This is a genomic window from Pseudaestuariivita sp., assembly GCF_052825805.1.
The window spans coordinates 440,223-461,368 of record NZ_JBRBVB010000010.1 but is presented as its reverse complement, the minus strand read 5'-3'; the positions used below and the strand labels follow the sequence as shown (position 1 = coordinate 461,368).

The 21,146-nt window shown below is 65.2% G+C and carries 20 protein-coding genes; 10 read left to right on the top strand and 10 right to left on the bottom strand.

The features are described from left to right. Positions 1–205: 205 nt before the first annotated feature. A complete protein-coding gene (locus ACU0B3_RS13880) occupies positions 206–631 on the top strand; it encodes a hypothetical protein (RefSeq protein WP_446261452.1) in 426 nt (141 codons plus the stop codon). Between the two features lie 59 nt (positions 632–690). Here the strand turns inward: ACU0B3_RS13880 and ACU0B3_RS13875 are convergent, their stop codons facing one another. Next, positions 691–1,203, bottom strand: a complete 513-nt coding sequence (locus ACU0B3_RS13875) for a DUF992 domain-containing protein (protein WP_446261451.1) — start codon at positions 1,201–1,203, stop codon at positions 691–693. Positions 1,204–1,399: 196 nt separating this feature from the next. After that, on the bottom strand, positions 1,400–2,233 hold the full coding sequence (locus ACU0B3_RS13870; protein WP_446261450.1) for a DUF6206 family protein: 834 nt from the start codon (positions 2,231–2,233) through the stop codon (positions 1,400–1,402). A 308-nt stretch (positions 2,234–2,541) separates the two neighbouring features. Between ACU0B3_RS13870 and ACU0B3_RS13865 the strand changes: the two genes are divergently transcribed. After that, the gene (locus ACU0B3_RS13865) at positions 2,542–3,063 is read left to right on the top strand and encodes a hypothetical protein (protein WP_446261449.1); all 522 of its coding nucleotides are present in this window, start codon (positions 2,542–2,544) and stop codon (positions 3,061–3,063) included. A gap of 21 nt (positions 3,064–3,084) precedes the next feature. On the opposite strand, the gene ACU0B3_RS13860 is transcribed toward ACU0B3_RS13865, so the two are convergent. The 3 genes from ACU0B3_RS13860 to ACU0B3_RS13850 all read right to left on the bottom strand — a co-directional run bounded on the left by ACU0B3_RS13860 (position 3,085) and on the right by ACU0B3_RS13850 (position 7,653). After that, positions 3,085–5,373 carry a glycosyl hydrolase family 28-related protein gene (locus tag ACU0B3_RS13860; RefSeq protein WP_446261448.1) on the bottom strand — a complete coding sequence of 763 codons (2,289 nt, stop codon included), beginning with the start codon at positions 5,371–5,373 and terminating at the stop codon, positions 3,085–3,087. A gap of 205 nt (positions 5,374–5,578) precedes the next feature. Next, entirely contained in the window at positions 5,579–5,995 is a 417-nt protein-coding gene (locus ACU0B3_RS13855) for a DUF4864 domain-containing protein (RefSeq protein WP_446261447.1), read from the bottom strand. Positions 5,996–6,075: 80 nt separating this feature from the next. Further along, positions 6,076–7,653, bottom strand: coding sequence for a lysine--tRNA ligase (locus ACU0B3_RS13850; RefSeq protein WP_446261446.1), 1,578 nt, complete (start codon positions 7,651–7,653; stop codon positions 6,076–6,078). Between the two features lie 142 nt (positions 7,654–7,795). On the opposite strand from ACU0B3_RS13850, the gene ACU0B3_RS13845 reads away from it, so the two are divergent. Both ACU0B3_RS13845 and ACU0B3_RS13840 read left to right on the top strand, forming a co-directional pair. Then, positions 7,796–8,221: a tellurite resistance TerB family protein gene (locus tag ACU0B3_RS13845; protein ID WP_446261445.1), complete on the top strand. Its 426-nt coding sequence runs from the start codon at positions 7,796–7,798 to the stop codon at positions 8,219–8,221. A 252-nt stretch (positions 8,222–8,473) separates the two neighbouring features. Beyond that, positions 8,474–8,842, top strand: a complete 369-nt coding sequence (locus ACU0B3_RS13840; RefSeq protein ID WP_446261444.1) for a L,D-transpeptidase — start codon at positions 8,474–8,476, stop codon at positions 8,840–8,842. Positions 8,843–9,039: 197 nt separating this feature from the next. Here the strand turns inward: ACU0B3_RS13840 and dacB are convergent, their stop codons facing one another. Next, positions 9,040–10,395, bottom strand: coding sequence for a D-alanyl-D-alanine carboxypeptidase/D-alanyl-D-alanine endopeptidase (gene dacB, locus ACU0B3_RS13835; protein WP_446261443.1), 1,356 nt, complete (start codon positions 10,393–10,395; stop codon positions 9,040–9,042). Positions 10,396–10,744: 349 nt separating this feature from the next. On the opposite strand from dacB, the gene ACU0B3_RS13830 reads away from it, so the two are divergent. Next, positions 10,745–11,608, top strand: a complete 864-nt coding sequence (locus ACU0B3_RS13830) for a DMT family transporter (protein WP_446261442.1) — start codon at positions 10,745–10,747, stop codon at positions 11,606–11,608. Here ACU0B3_RS13830 and ACU0B3_RS13825 read toward each other — a convergent pair. After that, complete coding sequence (locus ACU0B3_RS13825; protein WP_446261441.1) at positions 11,570–12,163, bottom strand: nicotinate-nucleotide adenylyltransferase; 594 nt, start codon at positions 12,161–12,163, stop codon at positions 11,570–11,572. The genes ACU0B3_RS13830 and ACU0B3_RS13825 overlap by 39 nt on opposite strands. A gap of 59 nt (positions 12,164–12,222) precedes the next feature. Continuing rightward, the gene (locus tag ACU0B3_RS13820; RefSeq protein ID WP_446261440.1) at positions 12,223–13,149 is read right to left on the bottom strand and encodes a LysR substrate-binding domain-containing protein; all 927 of its coding nucleotides are present in this window, start codon (positions 13,147–13,149) and stop codon (positions 12,223–12,225) included. A gap of 128 nt (positions 13,150–13,277) precedes the next feature. Between ACU0B3_RS13820 and ACU0B3_RS13815 the strand changes: the two genes are divergently transcribed. The 3 genes from ACU0B3_RS13815 (at position 13,278) to ACU0B3_RS13805 (ending at position 16,584) form a co-directional block, all read left to right on the top strand. After that, positions 13,278–13,823: a phosphoribosyl-AMP cyclohydrolase gene (locus tag ACU0B3_RS13815; protein WP_446261439.1), complete on the top strand. Its 546-nt coding sequence runs from the start codon at positions 13,278–13,280 to the stop codon at positions 13,821–13,823. A 289-nt stretch (positions 13,824–14,112) separates the two neighbouring features. Continuing rightward, complete coding sequence (gene ettA / locus ACU0B3_RS13810; protein WP_446261438.1) at positions 14,113–15,768, top strand: energy-dependent translational throttle protein EttA; 1,656 nt, start codon at positions 14,113–14,115, stop codon at positions 15,766–15,768. 189 nt (positions 15,769–15,957) lie between these two features. After that, on the top strand, positions 15,958–16,584 hold the full coding sequence (locus ACU0B3_RS13805) for an NYN domain-containing protein (protein WP_446261437.1): 627 nt from the start codon (positions 15,958–15,960) through the stop codon (positions 16,582–16,584). Positions 16,585–16,628: 44 nt separating this feature from the next. On the opposite strand, the gene ACU0B3_RS13800 is transcribed toward ACU0B3_RS13805, so the two are convergent. Together ACU0B3_RS13800 and ACU0B3_RS13795 are read right to left on the bottom strand one after the other, a co-directional pair. After that, a complete protein-coding gene (locus tag ACU0B3_RS13800) occupies positions 16,629–17,234 on the bottom strand; it encodes an SOS response-associated peptidase (RefSeq protein WP_446261436.1) in 606 nt (201 codons plus the stop codon). After that, the gene (locus ACU0B3_RS13795; protein WP_446261435.1) at positions 17,235–17,843 is read right to left on the bottom strand and encodes an arylesterase; all 609 of its coding nucleotides are present in this window, start codon (positions 17,841–17,843) and stop codon (positions 17,235–17,237) included. A 70-nt stretch (positions 17,844–17,913) separates the two neighbouring features. Between ACU0B3_RS13795 and ACU0B3_RS13790 the strand changes: the two genes are divergently transcribed. Together ACU0B3_RS13790 and ACU0B3_RS13785 are read left to right on the top strand one after the other, a co-directional pair. Continuing rightward, entirely contained in the window at positions 17,914–18,600 is a 687-nt protein-coding gene (locus ACU0B3_RS13790) for an ABC transporter ATP-binding protein (protein ID WP_446261434.1), read from the top strand. Then, on the top strand, positions 18,597–21,125 hold the full coding sequence (locus ACU0B3_RS13785; protein ID WP_446261433.1) for an ABC transporter permease: 2,529 nt from the start codon (positions 18,597–18,599) through the stop codon (positions 21,123–21,125). The genes ACU0B3_RS13790 and ACU0B3_RS13785 overlap by 4 nt, the downstream gene beginning before the upstream one ends. Positions 21,126–21,146 lie beyond the last annotated feature (21 nt).

Below are 21,146 nucleotides of genomic sequence, written 5' to 3'. Positions count from 1 at the left end.
GTTGGGTTGTGGCGCCCGGTGGTGTTTTTTTTTTATTTGTGGGGGGGCGGCTGCCCCACCGTACCCGGGGTTATTGGGTGGTTGATTCTGTGGGGCACGCCCGAAACTGGTTAACGAACGTGTTATGGCTTGCCTCGCCGCGCCCAAAGCAAATCCACTGCACCTAGCCCCTCGCCCGCATCCTCCATCGCCCTAACTCACGGTGATGCGACTGATCCTTCTGCTCACAATTCTGCCTGTCCCCGCCCTTGCCTGGGATCACACGATCGGCCCGATCTGCACGCTTTGGCACGACACGCCCGAGGCGTCGATCCGGTTGACGCATGACCCGTCTCAGCCGCTCTATACGCTGACTGTCACACGCAAGCGGCCTTGGCTCGACAGTCCCTGGTTCGCGATGCGCTTTGCGGGCGGGCAGGAAAACGTGATCTCCACCAATCGCCATGCGCTCTCTGAGGATGGGACCAGCCTGACGGTCGCGGACAGTGGATTTGGCAATGTCCTCAATGGCTTGGAATTCAACACGCGCGCCTATGCCGTGACGGAGGGCGAGTTCGCAGCCTTCTCCTTGGACGGCGCCGCGCCGCATGTCGCGGCATTTCGGGACTGCGCGCCCGTCGCCGGCGTCTGACAAGAAAACCCCGGAACAGTTGCCTGTCCCGGGGTCCTCAAGGCACCGGTCTCCCCGGCTTAACTTGCCCGCGGTGCCAGCTCCAGCGAGGTCATGCCCACCGCCAGATTGAGTCCCTTTTTGCCCTCGATGCGCAGGGGCTGGAGGCCGACGTTCTTTTGCGTGCTTCCGATCAGAGCGTTGGCGCCGAGGCCGATGCCCAGTGCGGCGTCCGCGGAGAAGCCCACGAATTCACCGGTGATGGGGTCGTCGGACACGGCCGAGTCCTTGGGCGAGTAGACGACCCACGACATGAAGCTTTCGTCGCTGATGCCGACGTCGACGCCGAGTTTCTTGAGCTTGCCGTCGTAGAAGCGCTCGGTGCCGTCTTCGGCGATGAAACGGCAGTCGGCTTTCTTGGACGAGCCGAGCAGAAGACCGAAGCCGCCGGCGACGGTGCATTCTAGTTTGCCGAGGCGGACGGCCTCGGACTTGAGCTTGTCGGCGTCCGGGCCATTGGACTCGGCGATCACGGCCGAGGGGAGGGCGATCAGCGCGGCTGCGGCGCCAGAAATCGTGCGTGCAAAGGTCATCGTATGATCCTCTTTTCTGTCTGTCCCGGTCGGGAGCCCGCCGGGGCCGAAGCGCGTGGGCTTTGGCGAGGAGGGGTTTAGAGGAACATATGACGTGAGAAAAACGTGAAATAATTGCCTTAAAGAAGAGCATTACTCACGCTAAGGGCTCAGGCTGTTTCGATCAGACCAAAGCGGATACCGTCGCAAACGGTCCTCAGACGTTCGGTGCACCCTGCAGGCCCATCGCGCGGCGCAGGCCGACCCAGAGGCCGGAGAGGCGCGGCGGGATTGCAAGCCTGGCCAGCGTTTCATCGGTCCAGGGGCCCATCTCCCGCCGGGCAAAGTCGCGCCCCCAGTTGAGGAACGCCTCGGCATCATCCGGGCGCAGGCGGCAGGCCGAGCCGACAAGACCCACCAACGTCTCGGACGGGGAGTACCATTCGTCCTGGATCGCGGTGACGCGGGACTGGATGAGGGGGCCGACCGATCGCATCAGCCGGCTCTCCGAAAAGGTAAGCAGCAGCTTGCCCAGTTCGTCCCGCGAATACTCGATGAGCGGCGGAAAGGTGTCGAAGAAAATCGCCTCCCCCTCCACAATCGCAAAATTGCGGATCGAGGGGTGAAAGCCGACGCGCTGCGGGTGATCGCGCACGGCCAGCCAGAACCGCGCGATGACCTGCCCCGCCGCCTCGGCATCTGCCAGCGCCGCCTCGAGCGTACCTTGCGCGATGCGCGGACGCATCATGCTGGCGTCGGGCAGGCCCTCTTGCAGGATGACGGGAGCGCCGTCGACGACGTGAAACTCCGTCCGCGGCACGCGCACGCCGGCTCCGGTGAGCACGCCGACATAGGCGTCATGCGCCTCGGCCATGCGCGTGAGCACGGCTGCGTCTTTTGGTGCGCGGTAGACCTTGATGACGCGGCCTTTCAGCGGGCCGTCTTTCACGCGGAACGGCTGGGTAAAGTACCCCAGCCGTGAGATCGCACCGCCCCCTTCCGCGCGGTGTGCGGCAATGGCATCGGCAAGGGGGTCAGAAACGGATGTCATCGCAAAAGGCTCCGGCGGCTTGGGACCCGGGGGCTGACCCCCGGTGACACGCAGGCGCTATACGCAATCATTCGAGGCAACACCACCGGGGCAGTTAAGCGCGGTTAACGCTTCTTAAACCAAGTTAACCGACCTTGGCGCAGGTGATGACACGCAAGGCTCCGATACCCAGATGCCTCGCGACGCTGGCCCTGCTGGCGGCGCCTGGCCTGGTGTCCGCCGGCGCATGGCCGCGGGAGGAAGGAACGGCCTTCCTCAGCTTTTCACACAGGGTCGGTATCTCGACGGTCGCCCCGTTCACGACCCCAATGACCCAATACACAGCGCTCTATTTCGAGTACGGCGCGACGCCAAAACTCAAACTTGGCATCGACGCAGGCCGCTCCGTCTCGGGCGGCGGCAAGCTGGTGCTATTTGCCGGCTGGCCGATCTTTACCACCGACGATGGCCACGCACTGAGCATCGACATCGGCGTCGGTCAGATCGAAGGGGCGCAAGTGCTGCGACCCGCCATCTCCTACGGCAAGGGCTTTCAGCGCCGCGGCCTCAACCTATGGGCGGCCGCCGACGCCGCCGCTGAGGTCAAGGTTGCCACGAGGGAAGCGGACTACAAACTCGACCTGACCTTTGGCCTGGCCTGGCCGTCCGGCCTCAAGGCCTTTGCCCAACTGCAAACCGGCCAACCCTCGGAGTTCGACGCCTTTGCCCGTGTGGCCGGCAACGTGGTGGTCCCCAACCGATTTGGCTTTGCGACCGAGTTCGGCGTCGAATACGGCGTTTTCAACGACGACCTCATCCAGTTCAAAGTCGGCGTCTGGAAGGACTTTTGACCCGCCAGACGCCGCCGAACCTTAGCTGTCCATACGGACCTTGACGGCGATGCGGCCCGACACCGCCTCGCCCCACTTGGCGTGCACCTCCTGCCCGCCGGACCCGCGCCCGACGTCGAAGTAGGGCGCGATGTACCGCGTGCTGCCACCCGAAGACCGAATGCGCTCGCGGTTGGCGAAGCCCTCGACCTGCCGGGTCCGCGCCTCGAACGGCAGATAGTCCGAACAGTCGATCTCCCAGGTGCTCTCGGCAGAGTTCTGGTCGTGCTCGATCAGCGCCGGGTTCATCACCTGATCGCGCACGTTGTGGTAAGTGTTCCCCTCAAACAGCACGTCCTTGTTGCGCGAGTGATCGAGGTTCGAGAACGTCGTATCCACCCGCGCCGGCCGGTTGATCGACCCTCCAAGCGCACGGAACATATTGCCGGTCACCGCGATCCCATTCAGGAAATTGCCGCTGCCGTAGGGTTTGACCACCAGGAACGCGAACCACGGCGCAACGCGCGTCGTCAGACAGATATTGTTGGTGATCGAGCAGCCGGCAAAGCTGAACCCGCTGGAAAAGTCCGGCGTCTCATCGCTCTCGTTCGTCCACTCGATAAAGCAATTGTCGATGTAGTTGCTGCTGATCGTGGTGTTCACGGTGTTGCCGGCCAGCACGATGCCGGCGGTACGGATGCCGTTGGTCGCGCTGTCGCCCTGAAAGAAGTGGTTGCCCGTCACGATGTTTTGCGCCGAGCGCAGGACCGCGAAATGGCGCAAACGCGTCGAGCGGTTGTTGCGCAGCTTGACGTCGTTGGAATTGCCGTTGAGCGCAATCGTGACCCGGTTCTGCGCCAGCTCGGTGAACTCGCCCGACAGGAACTGGCAGCGGTCCACCAGCAGGCCCTGACAACCCGTGCCACACGACCAGATGCCCCGGTTCATCGGGCGGTCGATGATGCAGTCGCGCACGTTGAACGTCGCGCCCGTCGGCGCCAGCGCAATGCCCGACGCCTCGAAATTGCACACGAACTCGATGTCCTGCAGCTCGAATTTCGAAAGCTGATCGAACCCGGTGAAATCGAGCACCGGCTTGAACCGGCGAAAGGTATAGTTTTGCGTGCCTTCCGCGTCATAAAGCGGCGCTGACAGGGTCAGCCGCTGCGCGCCAACGTTGCGCGACATGACATAGATCTCGCGCCCCACACCATTGCCGGTCACGAGCGAGCCGACAGGGATGTTGGCGATGTTGCTGACGTTGCGCAGCTCCTTGTTGTCGCTCGTCGAATAGGTCCCCTGGCTCGACCGCACATCCGTCGCCCACGGCCCGCCCGAGCCCTCGACGTAGAATGTGCCATTGCGGATCTGCCGGCGCTCCTTGAACACCGTGACCGAGCCCACGGCGGCCTGCATGTCGATCGGTTCACTGACCGACACGACCCGCCCGCGCATGTCGAGCGTCTCGTGATCGACCGAGCTGAAAAGCGCCTGCACAGCCTTCCTGAAACCGACCTCCTCGTCATCGAACGCCTCGAGATAGGGCGGCAGGGAGAAATCCTTGACCAGCCGCAGGATCGCTCCGGACGGCATCGACAGACGGCCGATGAACTCCATCTCCGAATGAAGCGTCAACGTGCTGTTCACCCGGTAGGTGCCCTCTGGCACCAGAATACGCCGCCCGTTGGCCGCATCGTCCGCGGCCTCGAAGGCGTCCGTGTTGTCAAAGACACCGTTTCCGATCGCGCCATAGTCGCGCACATCCACATACGGCACCATGTCGCGCAGAAAGGCGCTCGTCAGATCCTCGATCACAAAATCATCGATCCGCACGACACCGCCGTTCGGCCCGGTCAGATCGATCCCGAAATGCCCGTAGTCCGGCTGCATCCCCCAGACGAGGTCCACCCCGTCCCGGTCTCCGGTGCCGACGATGGCCGACACCTCGACCACATCACCATAGGTCGAGATTGACTGCTGCGGCCCCGCGAGCGGCACACCAGTCACCGGGTTGTTGTTGCCCCGGCCCGCCCAGGCGCCGATACGCACATTCGGCAACGCGCCGCTGACGGCCTTCAGCCGCACCGTGATCCGCAGATAGCACCCCGGCAGGATCGGCGTGCGCCCGGTGTAAAGCACGCGCGTCGTCCCGCTCTGCTTAACGAGTTCCAGACAGCCGCCAAAGTCCTGATCTGCCGGCACAAACGCCGCATTCGCCGCATTCTGGTAGGTTGGCGATCCCGGCCGCCCGTCGCCGCTGGAATATGCCCCGAGCCCGTCCGCAAACGGCGCCGGCATAAATTCGATCCCATCCGAAATCGCCTTGTTCATCTCACCCTTTCCCGGCCTCAGCAGGCCTCGATCTGCCTCGCACGTCGGTGAGCTCCGACGCGGGAAAAGGGTGTAAGGCGCATACGTTAACGCGGCCTAGGACCAGCGCGCGCTACTCTGACTTGCGCGCACGGCGTCAACTTCTTCTGGCTAAAAATATCCAAATTCCAACGGGCTCAAACCGCGCCAACGCCGAAAGAAAAGCCTATACTGCGACGTCCGGCGCCGGCAGCTTGGTGACCCCGTCGATCTGCCACCCGTCCGGCCCCTCGGTCATGTAATACTCCAGCACATGCCCCTGCCCCGCCTGGTCGCGGACCAGCACACGCTGGCGCGTGATGCCATCCGCCTGATCCCGGTCGAGAAACTCTACTTCCGAAGGGCGCCAGACCATCGGATAGCCTTGACGGACCATCATGCCAAACCTGTCCGGGGTGCCGAAGAGGCGCTTGATGTTGGGCGAGGCGTAGGTGAACGCCTCGGCGAAATCATCGACCTTGAAGGCTTCGATCTGGCTGGTGATCGTCTCCTCGACCGTGGTCCGGGCGCCCTCGGCCCATGACGCGCCTGCAAGCCCCACAGTCAAGCTCGCAGCCAGCACCAATCCCAAAATCCGTGTCATCACGCGCCTCCATCCGGTTCTGAATAAGAACTCTAGCGCAAAATGACGTGCCGTCCACGTAAGGTGGGCCGAGGCCCACCTTACCCCGCCAGCTCTCCGGCCAGGGCCTTGTCGATGAGCGCCACCGTCTCCGGCACGCCGTAAAGCGCGATGAAGCCGCCGAAACGCGGCCCCTGCGAGGCACCCAGCAGCACTTCGTAAAGCGCTGTGAACCAGCCGCGCAGCGGGTCGAACCGGTCGCGCCCCACGGCATAGACCACCGATTGCAGCGCCTCGTCCTCGACCGGACCATCGTAGGCGGCCAGCGCCTCGCGCAAGGCCGTCAGCGCCTCCCGCTCCTGCTCGTCCGGCCGGCGCGGCTGGCGTGTGGGCTTCACATGGTCGTTGAAATACCGCACCGCAAAGCGCGCGGCGGCATCAAGGTCGGGATGCGTCTCCGCCGACGCCTCCGGCGCATAACGCTTGATAAAGCCCCAGAGCGTCTCGGTGTCCTGCGCCCCCGACACCGCCGCGAGGTTGAGCAGCATCGCAAACGGCACGACCAAAGTGCTCCCGGGCACATTATGCCCGTGGATGTGAAAGACCGGGTTGCCCAGACGCTGCTTGGCCTCCTGATCGGCATAGCCGCGCAGCTGCTGGTGGTACTCGTCGACTGCCTTCGGGATCACATCAAAGTAAAGCCGTTTGGCCGTCTTAGGCTTTTGGTACATGAAATACTGCAGGCTTTCCGGCGCGGCGTACGCCAGCCAGTCTTCCATCGAGAGGCCATTGCCCTTGGACTTGGAAATCTTCTGCCCCTGATCGTCGTTGAAGAGCTCGTAGGACAGCGACTCCGGCGGCGTCTTGCCCAGCGCGCGGCAGATCTTGGTCGACTGCGTAACCGAGTCGATCAAATCCTTGCCAGACATCTCGTAATCGACGTCCAGCGCCGCCCAGCGCATGGCCCAGTCTGCCTTCCACTGCATCTTGACGTTGCCGCCCGTGACAGGCAGCTCGACGCGCTCGCCGTCCGGCTCCTCGTAGACGATCGTGCCCTTGGCCACATTGCGCTCCAGCGTCGGCACTTGCAGCACATGGCCCGTCTTGGGCGACACTGGCAAAAAACACGAATAGGTCGCGCGCCGCTCCTCACCCAGCGTCGGCAGCATGATCTCCTGAATCTTGTTGAACCGCTCCAGCGCCGTCAGCAGCATCTCGTCGAACTTGCCCGCCTCGTAGTGCTCGGTGGCCGAGATGAACTCGTACTCGAACCCGAAGCTGTCGAGGAAGTCGCACAGCATTGCGTTGTTGTGCTGCGCAAACCCGGCATGCGTGCCAAAGGGATCGCGGACCTTGGTGAGCGGCAGGTTCAGGTCCTCGGCCAGCTCCGCCTGCATCGGCACGTTGCCCGGCACCTTGCGAAAGCCGTCCATGTCGTCCGAAAAGCAGATGAGGCGCGTAGGGATGTCCGACAGGACCTCGAAGGCGCGGCGCACCATCGTCGTGCGCGCGACCTCGCCAAAGGTCCCGATATGCGGCAGGCCCGACGGGCCGTAACCTGTCTGAAAAAGCACATAGCCCTTCTCGGGCGGCGCCTTGTGATACCGTTTGAGCACCCGGCGCGCCTCTTCGAATGGCCAGGCCTTGGCCTCCATGGCAAGCTCGCGCAGATCGGACATCTGAAACCTCCAAAGGTGGGTGCAAATCGGGCGGGTCGGCCCTGCGCCGCCACCCAGGCGCCTGACCTATTGCCCCGGCGCGCGCACGTCAATAAACTGAAGAAGCTTTGCCGCCCGCGGCCCTTTCCGTCAGGACACTTCCATGCCAGCCCCCGACACCGAACTGCTCTCCGCGCAGGACTGTCTCGTTGCGTTGATGATCGCCGTCTCCGCCTCCGATTCCAACCTGCGCACGGTCGAGCTGAAAAAGATCGAAAGCGCGGTCGAAATCCTGCCGGTCTTTGCCGACTACGATACCGACCGGATGCGGGAGGCGGCGCAGATCGTGTTCGATCTTTTCGAGCAGGAGGACGGCCTCGACGCGCTCTTCGGCCTTTTGCGCGAGAACCTGCCGCAGCGCCTTTTCGAGACGGCCTATGCGCTTGCATGCGACGTTGCAGTCGCCAAGGGGACGCTTGGCGAGGCTGAGCTGCGGCTCCTCGAGGAGATCCGCTACGAGCTGGACCTCGACCGCCTGCACGCCGCCGCGATTGAGCGTGGGGCGCGGGCGCGGCACCTGTCGCTGTAGCGCCTCGAGGCAGGCACGCCCCAAGGGCCGGAAATTCTCCCTGACCTGTGTACAGCCCTGTGGAGGGTCTGGAAAACCCGACTTTGCAAGTCGTTGGCACAGTTAACATTTGACCGGGTGCATGCCGCCGGGGCAACTTGTGGATATCTTCAATCGCCAAATTTGGGGATATCCATGACAGGCTCTTTCCGTGTTTCCCGTGTGTTGACGTTTTGTGTCTTTTTCCTTGCCCTTGCCCTTTCAGCGCCCGCCGTGCTTGCCGCGCCGCTCGTGGCCAAGGTCGACGTGTCAAGCCAGACGATGACCGTCTACCACCACGGGCAGATCGTCTATCGGTGGCCGGTCTCGACGGCGCGGTCGGGCAAGTGGACGCCGCGCGGCACATGGAGCGGCAAGTGGCTGTCCAAGAACCACAAATCGTCGCTCTACGACAACGCGCCGATGCCCTACGCGATCTTCTTTCGCGGGCACTACGCGATCCACGGTACGAACCAGATCTCCAAGCTGGGACGCCCGGCCTCGGCGGGCTGCGTGCGTCTGCACCCGGACCATGCCGCGATCCTTTTTCATATGACGCAGAGCCTCGGGCCGAAGAACCTCAAGGTCGTGATCCAGAACTGATTGGGGCAGGCGCACTTAAGGGCGCACAATCTGAGAACTAACTTTTTTATCTACGGGCGTTCACGCGCCGACCCGAGGGGTGGCGCATCGCGCCGCCCCAGTGGGGCGGGTCGGCGCGGCCTGACAGTGCCTGTCAGGCGGTTGCTCTGAATTAAGCGGCTGTCTGAAACGTTGAAGGTTGCCCCTTTGCCGGCCCTTCAGCTCCCGTAAACCCTACCCCACCTCTGCAGCAGCACCTGCTGCAGCTTCTTGGCCCGGGTGTTGTAGGTGCGCCCGCCCTCGGGGCGCTCACGTTCCGCGCGCGAAACGGCGTTCCGGCGCGGCATGTCGGCGGCGAAGATCGTGAACACGAGCGGCGTGCCATCCGCGGCGGTCGCATAACCCGAGAGCGCCGAGACGAAGTTGAGCGTGCCTGTCTTGGCATGCACCTTGACCGGGTGGCCGTTGATGACCTTGCGGTCCGGGCCGCGCATCGGGATCGACTTGAGGAGCGGCGCGATGCCCGTGCCGCGCGCCCGGTAGAGCACCGTGTTCATCGCCGAAGCCGGCAGGCGGGAGGCGTCGCCCAGCCCCGAGTGATCGACGAGGCTCGCGCCGCGCAGGCCATAGCGCTCGTTCGCCCAGCGCCCCATCTCGGTGGCAGAGGCGCGCAGGGAGCCCGCAGTGCGTCCGCGCCGGGCGGTCGCCGCAAGACCCAGCACCTCGGCCGTGAGGTTGGTGGAAAAGCGCAGCATGTCGCGCGCGATCTCTTCGAGCGGACCCGACAGATGGCGCGCCACCTGCCGCCCCCCGGGCGTGCCGCGCTGCATACGGGCGGCGGGCAGCGTAACGCCTTCGGCGCGGGCCAGCGTGCGAAAGACATCGCCAGCATAAAGCTCGGGCTTGCGCACTGGCAACCACCGGGCGCCGCCACCGCCGAGCGCACCGCTTGCCACGCTCCAGCTGTCGAAATCACCGCCGTCGCGGTACTCGTAGACCGGCAGGCGCCGGTCAGCGACGACCATCCGCGAGACCGTGACCACCGGACGGCGCGAGCCTGACCGCGCGTCCATGCTCACCGTGTAGCGCCCGCCCGAGCGGCGCCACTCGAAATGCACGCGGTTGTAGTTGAGGTTGAGCCCCGAGATCGCCGGATTGTAACCCACGTGATTTGGCTGGCCCTTGTCGATGTCATCGAACTGGGGCAGCGCGCCGCCCCAGACGCGGAACGCGCCGGAGACGCCCGTCACTCCCGCCGCACGCAGCTGCCCGGCCAGCGCCGCCAGCGCGTCGGTGTCGAGCGTCGGATCGCCCCCACCCGCAAGGATCAAATCCCCCTGCACGACCCCGCCCGCGACGGGGCCCGTCGCCAGGAGCCGCGTCTCGAACCGGTGGGAGGCTCCCAGCACGTCAATCGCATAGAGCGCCGTCAAAGTCTTCATCACCGAGGCAGGCGGCAGCGACGTGCCGGCATTCAGCTCTTCGCGGACCTGGCCCGTGCGGGCGTCGAGCACCTGAAAGCCGACGACGCCGCTCACACCCGATTGCGCGACCAGCTCTGCGCCGCTGGCCATGCGCGGCCGCTCCACGGGACGTGTCCCGTCCGAGGCGCGGGGCCCGGGACGGAGCTGCGGTTTCAGGGACCGGTCGGGTGCATTGGCGCAGGCCGCGGTCGCGGCAACTGAGGCCAAGGCAGCCAGTACGTGCCTGCGGGAATACAAACTGCTCATGGCGCGAGGTTAGCCACATCGCTGCGCGCGGCACAACGGCTCTGGAGTGGCGGGACGCTCACAATTGGGTGCTCCGTGGCCCGGGCGCGGCAGTGGCATCGGTGAGTCCAGCTGGCGGTTTAATCTATGACATGCGGCGCGGCGGCTTGTTCTCCCGTTTCGCTCGGCCGGCAAAGCATTTAGGGACTGCGCCATGTGGAGACTGGCACTCCTTTTGTGCTTTGGCATGTCGCTGATCCCGGCGGGCGACACGGCGGGCAAGCTCTTGCAGGCCGAGGGCGTGGCCGCGCCGTTTGTGGCCTGGGCGCGCTTTGTGGTGGGCGCGCTTGCGGTGCTGCCGTTCCTGCCGCGCGCGGAGTTTGCCTGCCTGCGCGATCCGCGCCTGTGGTTTCGCGGCGCGCTCATCGGGGCGGGTATCTTTTCGATCCTGACCGCGCTCTCACGCGCCCCGCTCGCGGATGCCTTCGCCGGGCTCTTTGTCGGTCCCATCGTGAGCGTCGTGCTTTCGGCACTGCTGCTCAAGGAGCGGGTCTCCGCGCTGCGCTGGCTCCTCGTGCTGGCCGGGTTTGCGGGCGTGCTCATGGTCGTGCGCCCGACGGGCAATGCCGAGCCATTCCTCGCCTTTGCCGTGCTCGCGGGGCTCTTTTACGGCGGGTTCCTGACCGCCTCGCGCTGGTTGGCCGGTGCGTTCACGCCCAAGACGCTGCTGGCCAGCCAGATGCTGGCCGCGATGGTGCTGCTGACGCCGCTCGGGCTCTGGTTCTGGCCGGAGATGTCACCGAAGATCATCGCGTTGCTGCTGGTATCCGGGCTCTGCTCGATGGGAGGCAACCTGACGCTGATCCTCGCCTACCGGCAGGCGTCGGCGGCGCAGGTGGCGCCCTTTGTCTACGTCCAGCTGCTGGCGGCCACGGCGCTGGGATACCTCGTGTTCCAGGACGTGCCCGCGCCGCTTACGTGGGCGGGAATGGCGGTGATCGCGCTCGCGGGGATCATCTCGACCCAGTTGCCGCCGCCCTCAGCGCACCCAGGCGCCCGAGGCGCGGATCGCCGTTGAGCTCTCCCTCCGCATCGCCAGGTTGACGAAGGCCCAGGCGGGCGCCTCGGCCTGCGCCAAAAGCCGCGCCTTGCGGCCTCTGAGACGGGCGTGGCGATAGACCTGCGCCGCCGGCGCGTGTAGCGCCGCCTGCCGGTCACCCGGACGCGCAAAGACACCCACGGGAACGGTGTGCAGGATGTCCTCCCAGTCCTGCCAGCGGTGGAACTGCACCAGGTTGTCCGCGCCCATCAGCCAGACAAAGCGCTGACGTGGCGCACGCCCGGTCAAGAGCGCCAGCGTCTCGGCGGTGTGGCGCGTGCCAAAGTCCCGCTCGAAGGTGCTGACACGGATGCGCGGGTGGTTGATCACCTTGTGGGCCGCTGCCACGCGCCGGTCGAACTCCGCCGGTCCCTGCGATTTCAAGGGGTTGCCCGGTGACATGAGCCACCAGACCTCGCTCAGGCCAAAGATGCGCAGCGCTGCCTTGGAGATGTGCAGATGCCCGGCATGCGCGGGATCGAACGATCCCCCCAAAAGGCCGATGGCCCGCCGTGTGTGTCCACCGCCAAACATGCGCGCAAAATGGCCCTGCAGCCATGCGATTGTCCAGAGTGCCGGATGCACCCCCTTGCTCAGCGAAAGCGCTCATCGCGCGCAGCCCGGATCTCCTGCTTGACCGCGATGAGGTGCCCCGCCAGCTCGCGAAAGTCGCTCTGGTTGGCCGCCGAGCGCCGCCAATGCAGGTGAATGTCGTGACGAGCGTTCGGGTGGTCGATCCGCCGCACGATAAACTCCGGGTCGCGGATCGCCTCGGCCAGCGCGTAAAGCGACGGCAGCACCGCAACGCCTGCGCCCATCACCGCCATCTGACGGATCGCATCGAGGCTCGAGCCCTCGTAGGCGCGGCTGACAAACGTTCCGGCCTCCGCCGCGAGCCGCCCCACGATGTCGTGCAGCGTAAAGTCGGGGTTGAGCGCCAGGAGCGGCCGGTGCGCCAGATCGTCCAGCGTCACCGGGCCCTCTTCGGCAGACAGGGGATCGTCGCTCGCCGCACAAATCCACAGCGTCTCGGCAAAAAGCGGAACGCTCTCGACGTTCGGCAGGTTGGTGGGGGTGCCGATGGCCGCGTCGATGCTGCCCTCGTTCAGCATCGCCAAGAGCTGGACCGTCGCGCCCTCGCGCACAACCAGTCGCAGGTCCGGGTACTGGCGGTGGAGGCGGCGGTTGGCGGTCGGCATGAAATAGGCTCCAATCGACGGCAGAACACCAATCGTCAGCTTGTCGCCAAAAAGCCCCATCGCCCCGAGCGCAATCGCCCGGAACTCGGTGGCGTCGTGCAAGAGCCTGTGCGCCCGCGGCAAAAGCGCCGCGCCAGTCGGGGTCAGCATCACCCGCCGCGAGGTCCGCTCGAAGAGCGCGATGCCCAGCTCGGCCTCCATCGTGGCGAGCTGCTTGGACAGGCTCGGCTGGCTGACGTTGAGCGCCGCCGCTGCCGCGCCAAAGCCGCCCTCCTCGGCGACGGCCACAAAGTACGACAGCTGTCGCAGGGTAGGACGCATGGCACCTCCAACAGAAGACATAGCGCAGGGCTATCGATCACAGGATTTCTTTCCATTGGTTTATCGATCCCGTCAACCCCACCTTGGCTGCACAGACGGAGACCCCGTCTGCTTAACCAGGAGACACCATGAAAAAGACCGTGACCTTTGCCGCCGCAGCCCTTCTTGCCGCCACCAGCCTGCCGGCGATTGCCGCAACCGAAGACACCACCGCCGAGCTGACCGTCTCGGACGTCGTTGCGTTCAAGACCGCCTGGGGTGAGGGCATCGTCAAAATCGGCGCCATCCACACCGAAGGTGGCGACTACCGCGCGGCGGCCACCGATCACATCGAAAACTTCTACGCCTATGGCGAGCGTCCGGTGCTGTTCAAGCCGACTCTGGCGGCTGACGACCAGTTCCGCGGCGACTTCGATGAGGCGTTGTCGTACTTTGTCGGCGGCGAGATCGCCGAGGACGGCGGCTTTGCCATCGCGCCCTACACGAACGTGCGGTGGGAGAGCGAAGGCATCGTCATCAGCGGCGACACGGCCATGGCGATGGGCAACTACTACTTCATGACCACCGAAGAGATGGAAGTGAAGGTCGAGTATACCTTCGGCATCGAGCGCATGGACGACGGTGATCTCAAGTTCGTCCTGCACCACTCCTCGATCCCGTTCACGCCCAGTTGACCCGGGCGATACGGCCGGGCGGCACCCCCCGCCGTCTGGTCGTCCGATGCACCCGGGCCCATGTCTAGTGCCTTGTGACCAGTGACCTGAGACTTGTGATCCTTACACGCGTACCCCGTTTGGCCCGGGATCTGACGGGCGCACCACACCCTAAAGCGCCCCGAGGAAGGAAGGCTCCGGCACGCCCGGAGCCTTTCGCCGTTTTGGCGAGGCGCCCGCGCGCCACCAATTGCACTCCGCCCCCCTCGCCGCTACATAGCCCCGCAGCCCATCAGCGCGGAGAGGTTCCATGGCCAGCTACCAGTACGTTTACCACATGGACGGCGTGTCCAAGACCTATCCCGGCGGCAAGAAATGCTTTGAGAACATCCGCTTGTCCTTCCTGCCCGGCGTCAAGATCGGCGTCGTGGGCGTCAACGGCGCGGGCAAGTCCACCCTCATGAAGATCATGGCCGGCTATGATACCGACTTCACCGGGGAGGCGTGGGCCGCCGAAGGCGCCAAGGTCGGGTACCTCCCGCAGGAGCCGCAGCTCGACGAGACGCTCAGCGTGCGCGACAACGTCATGCTCGCCGTGGCGGACAAGAAGGGCAAGCTCGACCGTTTCAACGAGCTGGCTATGAACTACTCTGACGAGACCGCCGACGAGATGGCCGCCCTCCAGGACGAGATCGACTCGGGCAACCTCTGGGATCTCGACAGCCAGATCGACGTCGCGATGGAGGCCCTGCGTTGCCCGCCGGACGAGGCAGAGGTGGCGACCCTCTCGGGCGGCGAACGCCGCCGCGTGGCGCTCTGCAAGCTTCTGCTCGAAGCGCCCGACATGCTGCTGCTGGACGAGCCGACCAACCACCTCGATGCCGAGACGATCGCCTGGCTGCAACAGCACCTGATCGACTACAAGGGCACGATCCTGATCGTCACCCACGACCGCTACTTCCTCGACGACATCACCGGCTGGATCCTCGAGCTCGACCGTGGCCGCGGCATCCCCTACGAGGGCAATTACTCGGCGTGGCTCGAGCAAAAGGCCAAACGGCTCGAGCGCGAAGCCAAGGAGGACAAGGCAAAGCAAAAGACGCTGGAACGCGAGCTTGAATGGATGCGGCAGGGCCAGAAAGCCCGGCAGGCCAAGTCCAAGGCCCGCATCCAGGCCTACGAGGAAATGGCTGGCCAGTCCGAGCGCGAAAAGATCACCCGTGCCCAGATCGTCATCCCGAACGGGCCACGTCTCGGCTCGAAAGTCATCGAGGTGGAGAACCTGAAAAAGGCGATGGGTGACAAGCTGCTGATCGAGGACCTTTCCTTCTCCCTGCCCCCCGGCGGCATTGTCGGCGTGATCGGTCCCAACGGCGCGGGCAAATCGACGCTTTTCAAGATGCTGACCGGGCAGGAACAGCCCGACAGCGGCACTGTCAGCTACGGCGATACGGTGCAGCTTTCTTACGTCGACCAATCGCGCGACGACCTCAACGCAGACGACACCGTGTGGGAGGCGATCTCCGGCGGCGCGGAAATCATCGAGCTTGGCGACGCGCAAGTAAACTCCCGCGCCTATTGCTCGTCCTTCAACTTCAAAGGCGGCGACCAGCAGAAAAAGGTCGGGCTCCTGTCGGGCGGGGAACGCAACCGCGTCCACATGGCGCGCCTGCTCAAGGAGGGCGGCAACGTCCTGCTCCTCGACGAGCCGACCAACGATCTCGACGTCGAAACCCTGCGCGCCCTCGAAGACGCCATCGGCGACTTCGCCGGCTGCGCCGTGGTTATCTCGCACGACCGGTTCTTCCTCGACCGCCTCTGCACCCACATCCTCGCCTTCGAAGGCGAGGCGCATGTGGAGTGGTTCGAAGGCAACTTCGCCGACTACGAGGAAGACAAGAAACGCCGCCTCGGCGCCGACGCCCTCGAGCCGAAACGGATGAAGCACAAGAAGTTCGCACGGTAAAAAAAAGAGCGCCGAAGCGCTCTTTATGGTTACCCGAACTGACGTTTGCCCGTGTAGCCGGCGTCGTTCGAGGGGGTTTGTTACTGGTGATATGTCCACAAAACATGGCTTCGTCAAGAAAAGATGTAGGCAAATCGTTGACAGAATGCTACGCACGGCGCTCGGTCGCGAGTAGTTGTGGTGGACGGGATGGAACGTACAGAATATCGCGTGCATATCTTTGCTGACTTCTGGAATTATACGCTTTCGGTACAGCGCCATCGCGCCGGTTTTTCAACTGATTGGAAGAAACTGCCCAAAGTTCTGACGCGCGAAGCAGGACAACTGATCGATCCAACAGCGATGGCCGTTTATTCTGGCATGAATGTATACGGCTCATACAATGCTGAAACGGAAACAAGGCTGAAAAACTGGGCATCAAGCGTGTTGGACGTGTTTCCTGGCGTTAATGCAAAGTTCATTCCCCGAACCAGGAAGAAGGGGCCGCCCTTGTGTCCGAGTTGTCATGCGCCAGCTCATAAATGTGTGGGATGCGGTGCGGATATGCGAGGCACTGAGGAAAAAGGCATCGACACCCGGCTTGCTACTGATCTCGTCAGCCTCGCATGGCAAGACGCTTTTGACGTCGCAGTGTTGATCTCTTCTGATCAGGATTTCGTCCCTGCCGCTGAACTTCTTCAAGCAAAGGGTCTCAAAGTCATTCATGCTGCGGTCCCGCCCAGCGGCTGGCACCTTAAGCAAAAGTGCTGGGGCTCCATAGACTTGACACAACACGTGAATGATTTCGAGTTTCACAAGAAGTCTCGCACTCCGTGACTGAGATCAGATATCGAACCGATATAGCTTCTTTGTGGCACTTTCTATGATGCCAAGGCATTAGGGTCAGCGCATTTTTCGATCTTGAGGAGGCCGTCTGGCCAAGGCACCAGGACAGCCTTGGCCGCATCTTCGTCACCGCATAGCCATGCCTCTTGGCCTTCTGCGTCGAGGATCACGCCCATGCGGTGGTGGATCGGGGCGACGTCGGCGTTGGGCGCGCAGGTGACTGTGGCGACTTGCGGGACTTCGAGGCCGCCGGGCGCTTTCCAGATGTCGTAGACGGCGGCAAAGACGCAAAGCGCGCCGTCCTTTTGACGCAGGGACCATGCCTGTTTGCGGCGGGTGGCACCGGTCCATTCGTACCAGCCCGTCGCCGGCACCACGCAGCGTTTGAGACCCTGGAAGGCGGATTTGTCGAAGACGGTCTCGGAGCGCGCGTTGATCAGCGTCTCCATCACCGGGCGCCCGCGCGCGTTCTTGCGGCCCTGAGGGATCAGCCCCCAGCGCATCCGGCGCCAGCCTTCGGGCGTGAGGCAGGTCAGCTCTTCACCCGGCGCCATGTTGAGGCGCGGCGGCTCTTGCATCGCGTCCGGCACGGCCGGGTCGAACCCGGTCAGGCCCGTGTCGAGAAAGAGCCGGCCCGGCACTCACTCGACCTCGGCCAGAAGGTCCAGAACACGGGGTCCCATGGCCGCAACGATCCGCGCCACGCCGTCGGCGTTGGGGTGGATGCCGTCGCGCTGCATGAAGGACAAAAAGCCCGCCTCGTCGCTCGGTAGGCCGCGAAAGAACGTGTCCTGGTGGAGCGCGCCGTATGTCTCGGCCAGCTCGTCGTGCATGACGTCGAACGCCTGCTTGTAATCGGGACCGTAGTTGCTGGGCGCCTGAAGCCCGACCACCAGCACCTCGACCCCTTCGGCGGCTTGCAGGATGCCTTCGAGGTTGGCGCGGGACACGGCCGGATCGATGCCGCGCAGAAGGTCGTTGCCACCTAAAGCCAGGATCATCGCGTCGACCTCGGGCGTGAGCGACCAGTCGATGCGCGAGAGCCCGCCCGCCGTGGTGTCGCCCGAAACACCCGCATTGATCAGCGTCACATCCGCGCCCTGCCCGCGCAGCCAAGCCTCCATCTGCGGGACAAAGCCCTGTTCGCGGGGCAGGCCGTAGCCCGCGGTCAGGCTGTCGCCGAAGGCGAGGAGCGTGATCGGCTCGGCGCTTGCCGTGCTGACGCCAAGCCCCGTGGCCACAAAGACCACGCCGGCGACCTTGCTCAGCTGTGTGCCCGCTCCATATCTGAACTGATCCGTACAGCCAGCGAGCCGCCCGATGACCGACCCCGCCCTTGCCCTCACCGATGTGGAGCTTGCGCTCGATGGCAATGCCGGGCGGGTGGAGATCCTGCACGGCGTGTCGCTGACCGTCGCGCGTGGGGAGACGCTGGGCATGGTGGGTCCTTCTGGGTCGGGCAAGTCTTCGCTCCTTATGCTCATGGGCGGCCTCGAACAGGCCACCGGGGGCACGATCACCGCGCTGGGTCAGCGGCTCGACACGATGGACGAGGACGCGCTGGCGCGGTTTCGCAGGGATCATATGGGGGTTGTGTTCCAATCCTTCCACCTGATCCCGACGATGACGGCCTTGGAGAACGTGGCAACCCCGCTGGAGCTCGCCGGAGACGCGGACGCCTTTGACAAGGCGCGCGCCGAGCTGGTGGCGGTCGGCCTCGAAGGGCGCGCGGGGCATTATCCCTCGCAGATGTCGGGCGGTGAGCAGCAGCGCGTAGCGCTTGCGCGGGCAGCAGCGCCGCGTCCGGACATCCTGCTCGCGGATGAGCCGACGGGCAACCTCGATGAGACCAACGGCAGCGCGATTGTCGATCTGCTCTTTTCCCTGCGCGACCGGCACGGCGCGACGTTGGTGATGGTCACCCACGCGCCAGCGCTTGCGCGGCTCTGCGACCGGGTGGTCACGATGCGCGACGGGCGGCTCGAAACGCAGGCCGCCGCGGCATGAGCTTGGCCGTTGCAGCGCGGATTGCCCGGCGCGAGATGCGCGGGGGCCTCAAGGGCTTTCGCGTGTTCCTCGCGTGCCTCGCCATGGGTGTCGCCGCCATTGCCGCAATCGGGTCGGTGCGCGCGGCCATCGAGGCCGGGCTGGTCGCCGAAGGCGCGCGCCTTTTGGGCGGCGATGCGGAGGTGCAGTTCACCTACCGGTTTGCCGACGACGACGAGCGCGCCTGGCTCGAAGGTGTCGCCACAGAAGTTTCCGAGGTGGTCGATTTCCGGTCCATGGCCGTGGTGCCGAAGGAGGCTGGCGACGAGCGCGCGCTGACGCAGCTCAAGGGTGTGGATGACCTCTACCCGCTTGTGGGCGAGGTGGTGCTGGACCCGGCAATCCCCTTGTCCGAGGCGCTGGATGGGGCGGATGGCCTGCCCGGCGTCGTCATGGCGCGCAATCTGGTGGACCGGCTGGACATCAGCACGGGAGACCGCGTGCGGTTCGGCACGCAGGATTTCACCCTGACGGCCATTCTCGACGTGGAGCCGGATGCGGCAGGCGGCGGCTTTGCCCTCGGACCCCGGTCCATTGTGCGCACCGAAGCGCTGGACAATTCGGGCCTGATCGCGCCCGGCACGCTCTTTGATACGCACTACCGCATGATGCTGCCGCCCGGCACCGACCTCGACGCCATTGCGGCGGACGCAGAGGAGCGCTTTGACGGCACCGGCGGACGTTGGACCGACGCACGCAACGGCGCCCCTGGCGTGGCGCAGTTCGTGGACCGGCTGGGCGCCTTCCTCGTGCTGGTCGGGCTCTCGGGGCTCGCGGTGGGCGGCGTCGGCGTCTCTGCCGCCGTGTCCGCGTATCTCGCCACCAAAACCTCGGTCATCGCGACGCTGCGCACGTTGGGGGCGGACCGGGCAACGCTGTTCTGGACCTACGGCATCCAGATCGGCGTCCTGTCGGCTATCGGCATCGTGATCGGTCTGGCGCTCGGGGCGCTCTTGCCCGTGCTGGTCGCCCCGATCCTCAGCGCGCGCCTGCCGGTGCCAGCGGTCTTTACCATCTATCCAGCCGCGCTCTGGGAGGCGGCGATCTATGGCGCGCTTTCGGCGGCGATCTTTACCCTCTGGCCGCTGGCCCGCGCCGAAGAGGTCAAGGCCGCGACCCTCTTTCGCGACGCACTTGGACGCGCAAAGGTCCTGCCCCGCGTGCGCTATCTGATCGTCGTCGGCGCAGCGCTCGCGCTGCTCGTCTGGACCGCGATCTGGTTCAGCGAGGCGGCCGAGCTGACGCTCTGGACCTTCGGAGGCATCCTCGGCGCGCTCCTGTTGCTCACCCTCGCCGCGCTCGGCCTTCGGCGCCTGTCGCGCAGCGCCGCCACACGCGTGCGCGGACGCCCCGCCCTCCGCTGGGCGCTTGCCTCCATCGGAGGTCCGCGCAACGCCACGTCTTCGGTGGTGCTGTCGCTCGGGCTTGGCCTGTCGGTGCTGGCCGCCGTCGGCCAGATCGACGGCAACCTGCGCGGCGCCATCACCGGAGAGCTGCCCGACGTGGCACCCAGCTACTTTTTCGTCGACATCCAGCGTGACCAGATGCCGGGGTTCTTAGAACGTCTCGAAGGCGACACCCAAGTCGCCCGCGTCGAAAGCGCGCCCATGCTGCGCGGCATCATCACCGAGATCAACGGAGCGCCCGCGCGCGAGGTGGCTGGCGATCACTGGGTGCTCGACGGGGACCGGGGCGTGACCTACGCCGCCTCCATGCCGGACGGCACGACGATCACCGAGGGCGCTTGGTGGGCGACGGACTACACCGGCCCGCCCCAGATCAGCTTTGCCGCCGAAGAGGCCGAGGAAATGGGCCTCGCGCTCGGAGACACGCTCACGCTCAACATCCTCGGGCGAGAGATCACCGGGGAGGTCACCTCGTTCCGCGAGGTCGATTTCTCCACCGCCGGGATCGGGTTCATCCTGTCGATGAACGAGGCCGCCCTGCGCGGCGCGCCGCATTCGTTCATCTCGACCGTCTACGCCGAAGAGGCCGCCGAGGCCGCCATCCTGCGCGACCTCAGCCAGGCCTTTCCCAACATCACCGCCATCCGCGTACGCGACGCCATCGACCGGGTGTCGGGACTGCTGGCCGGCATCGCGTCGGCGACGTCCTGGGGCGCTGCGGTCACGCTGGTCACCGGCATGCTCGTCCTCATCGGCGCTGCGGCGGCGGGGCTGCCCGGGCGCATCTATGAGGCTGCCGTCCTGCGCACCCTCGGCGCCCCGCGCGCGCGCATCCTCGCCAGCTTCGCCCTCCGCTCGGTGCTGCTCGGCCTCGGCGCAGGCGTCGTCGCGCTGGCGGCGGGCCTTCTCGGCGGCTGGGCGGTCAGCACGTTTGTGATGGAGACGGACTTCACCGTCATCTGGCCCTCCGCCATCCTCGTCCTCGGCGGCGGCATCGTAGCGACCACGCTTACCGGCCTGCTCTTTGCCCGCGCCCCGCTCGAGGCCCGCCCCGCCCAGGTGCTGCGCGCGCGCGAGTAGCCAAAGCGCGCCCGTTGAGGC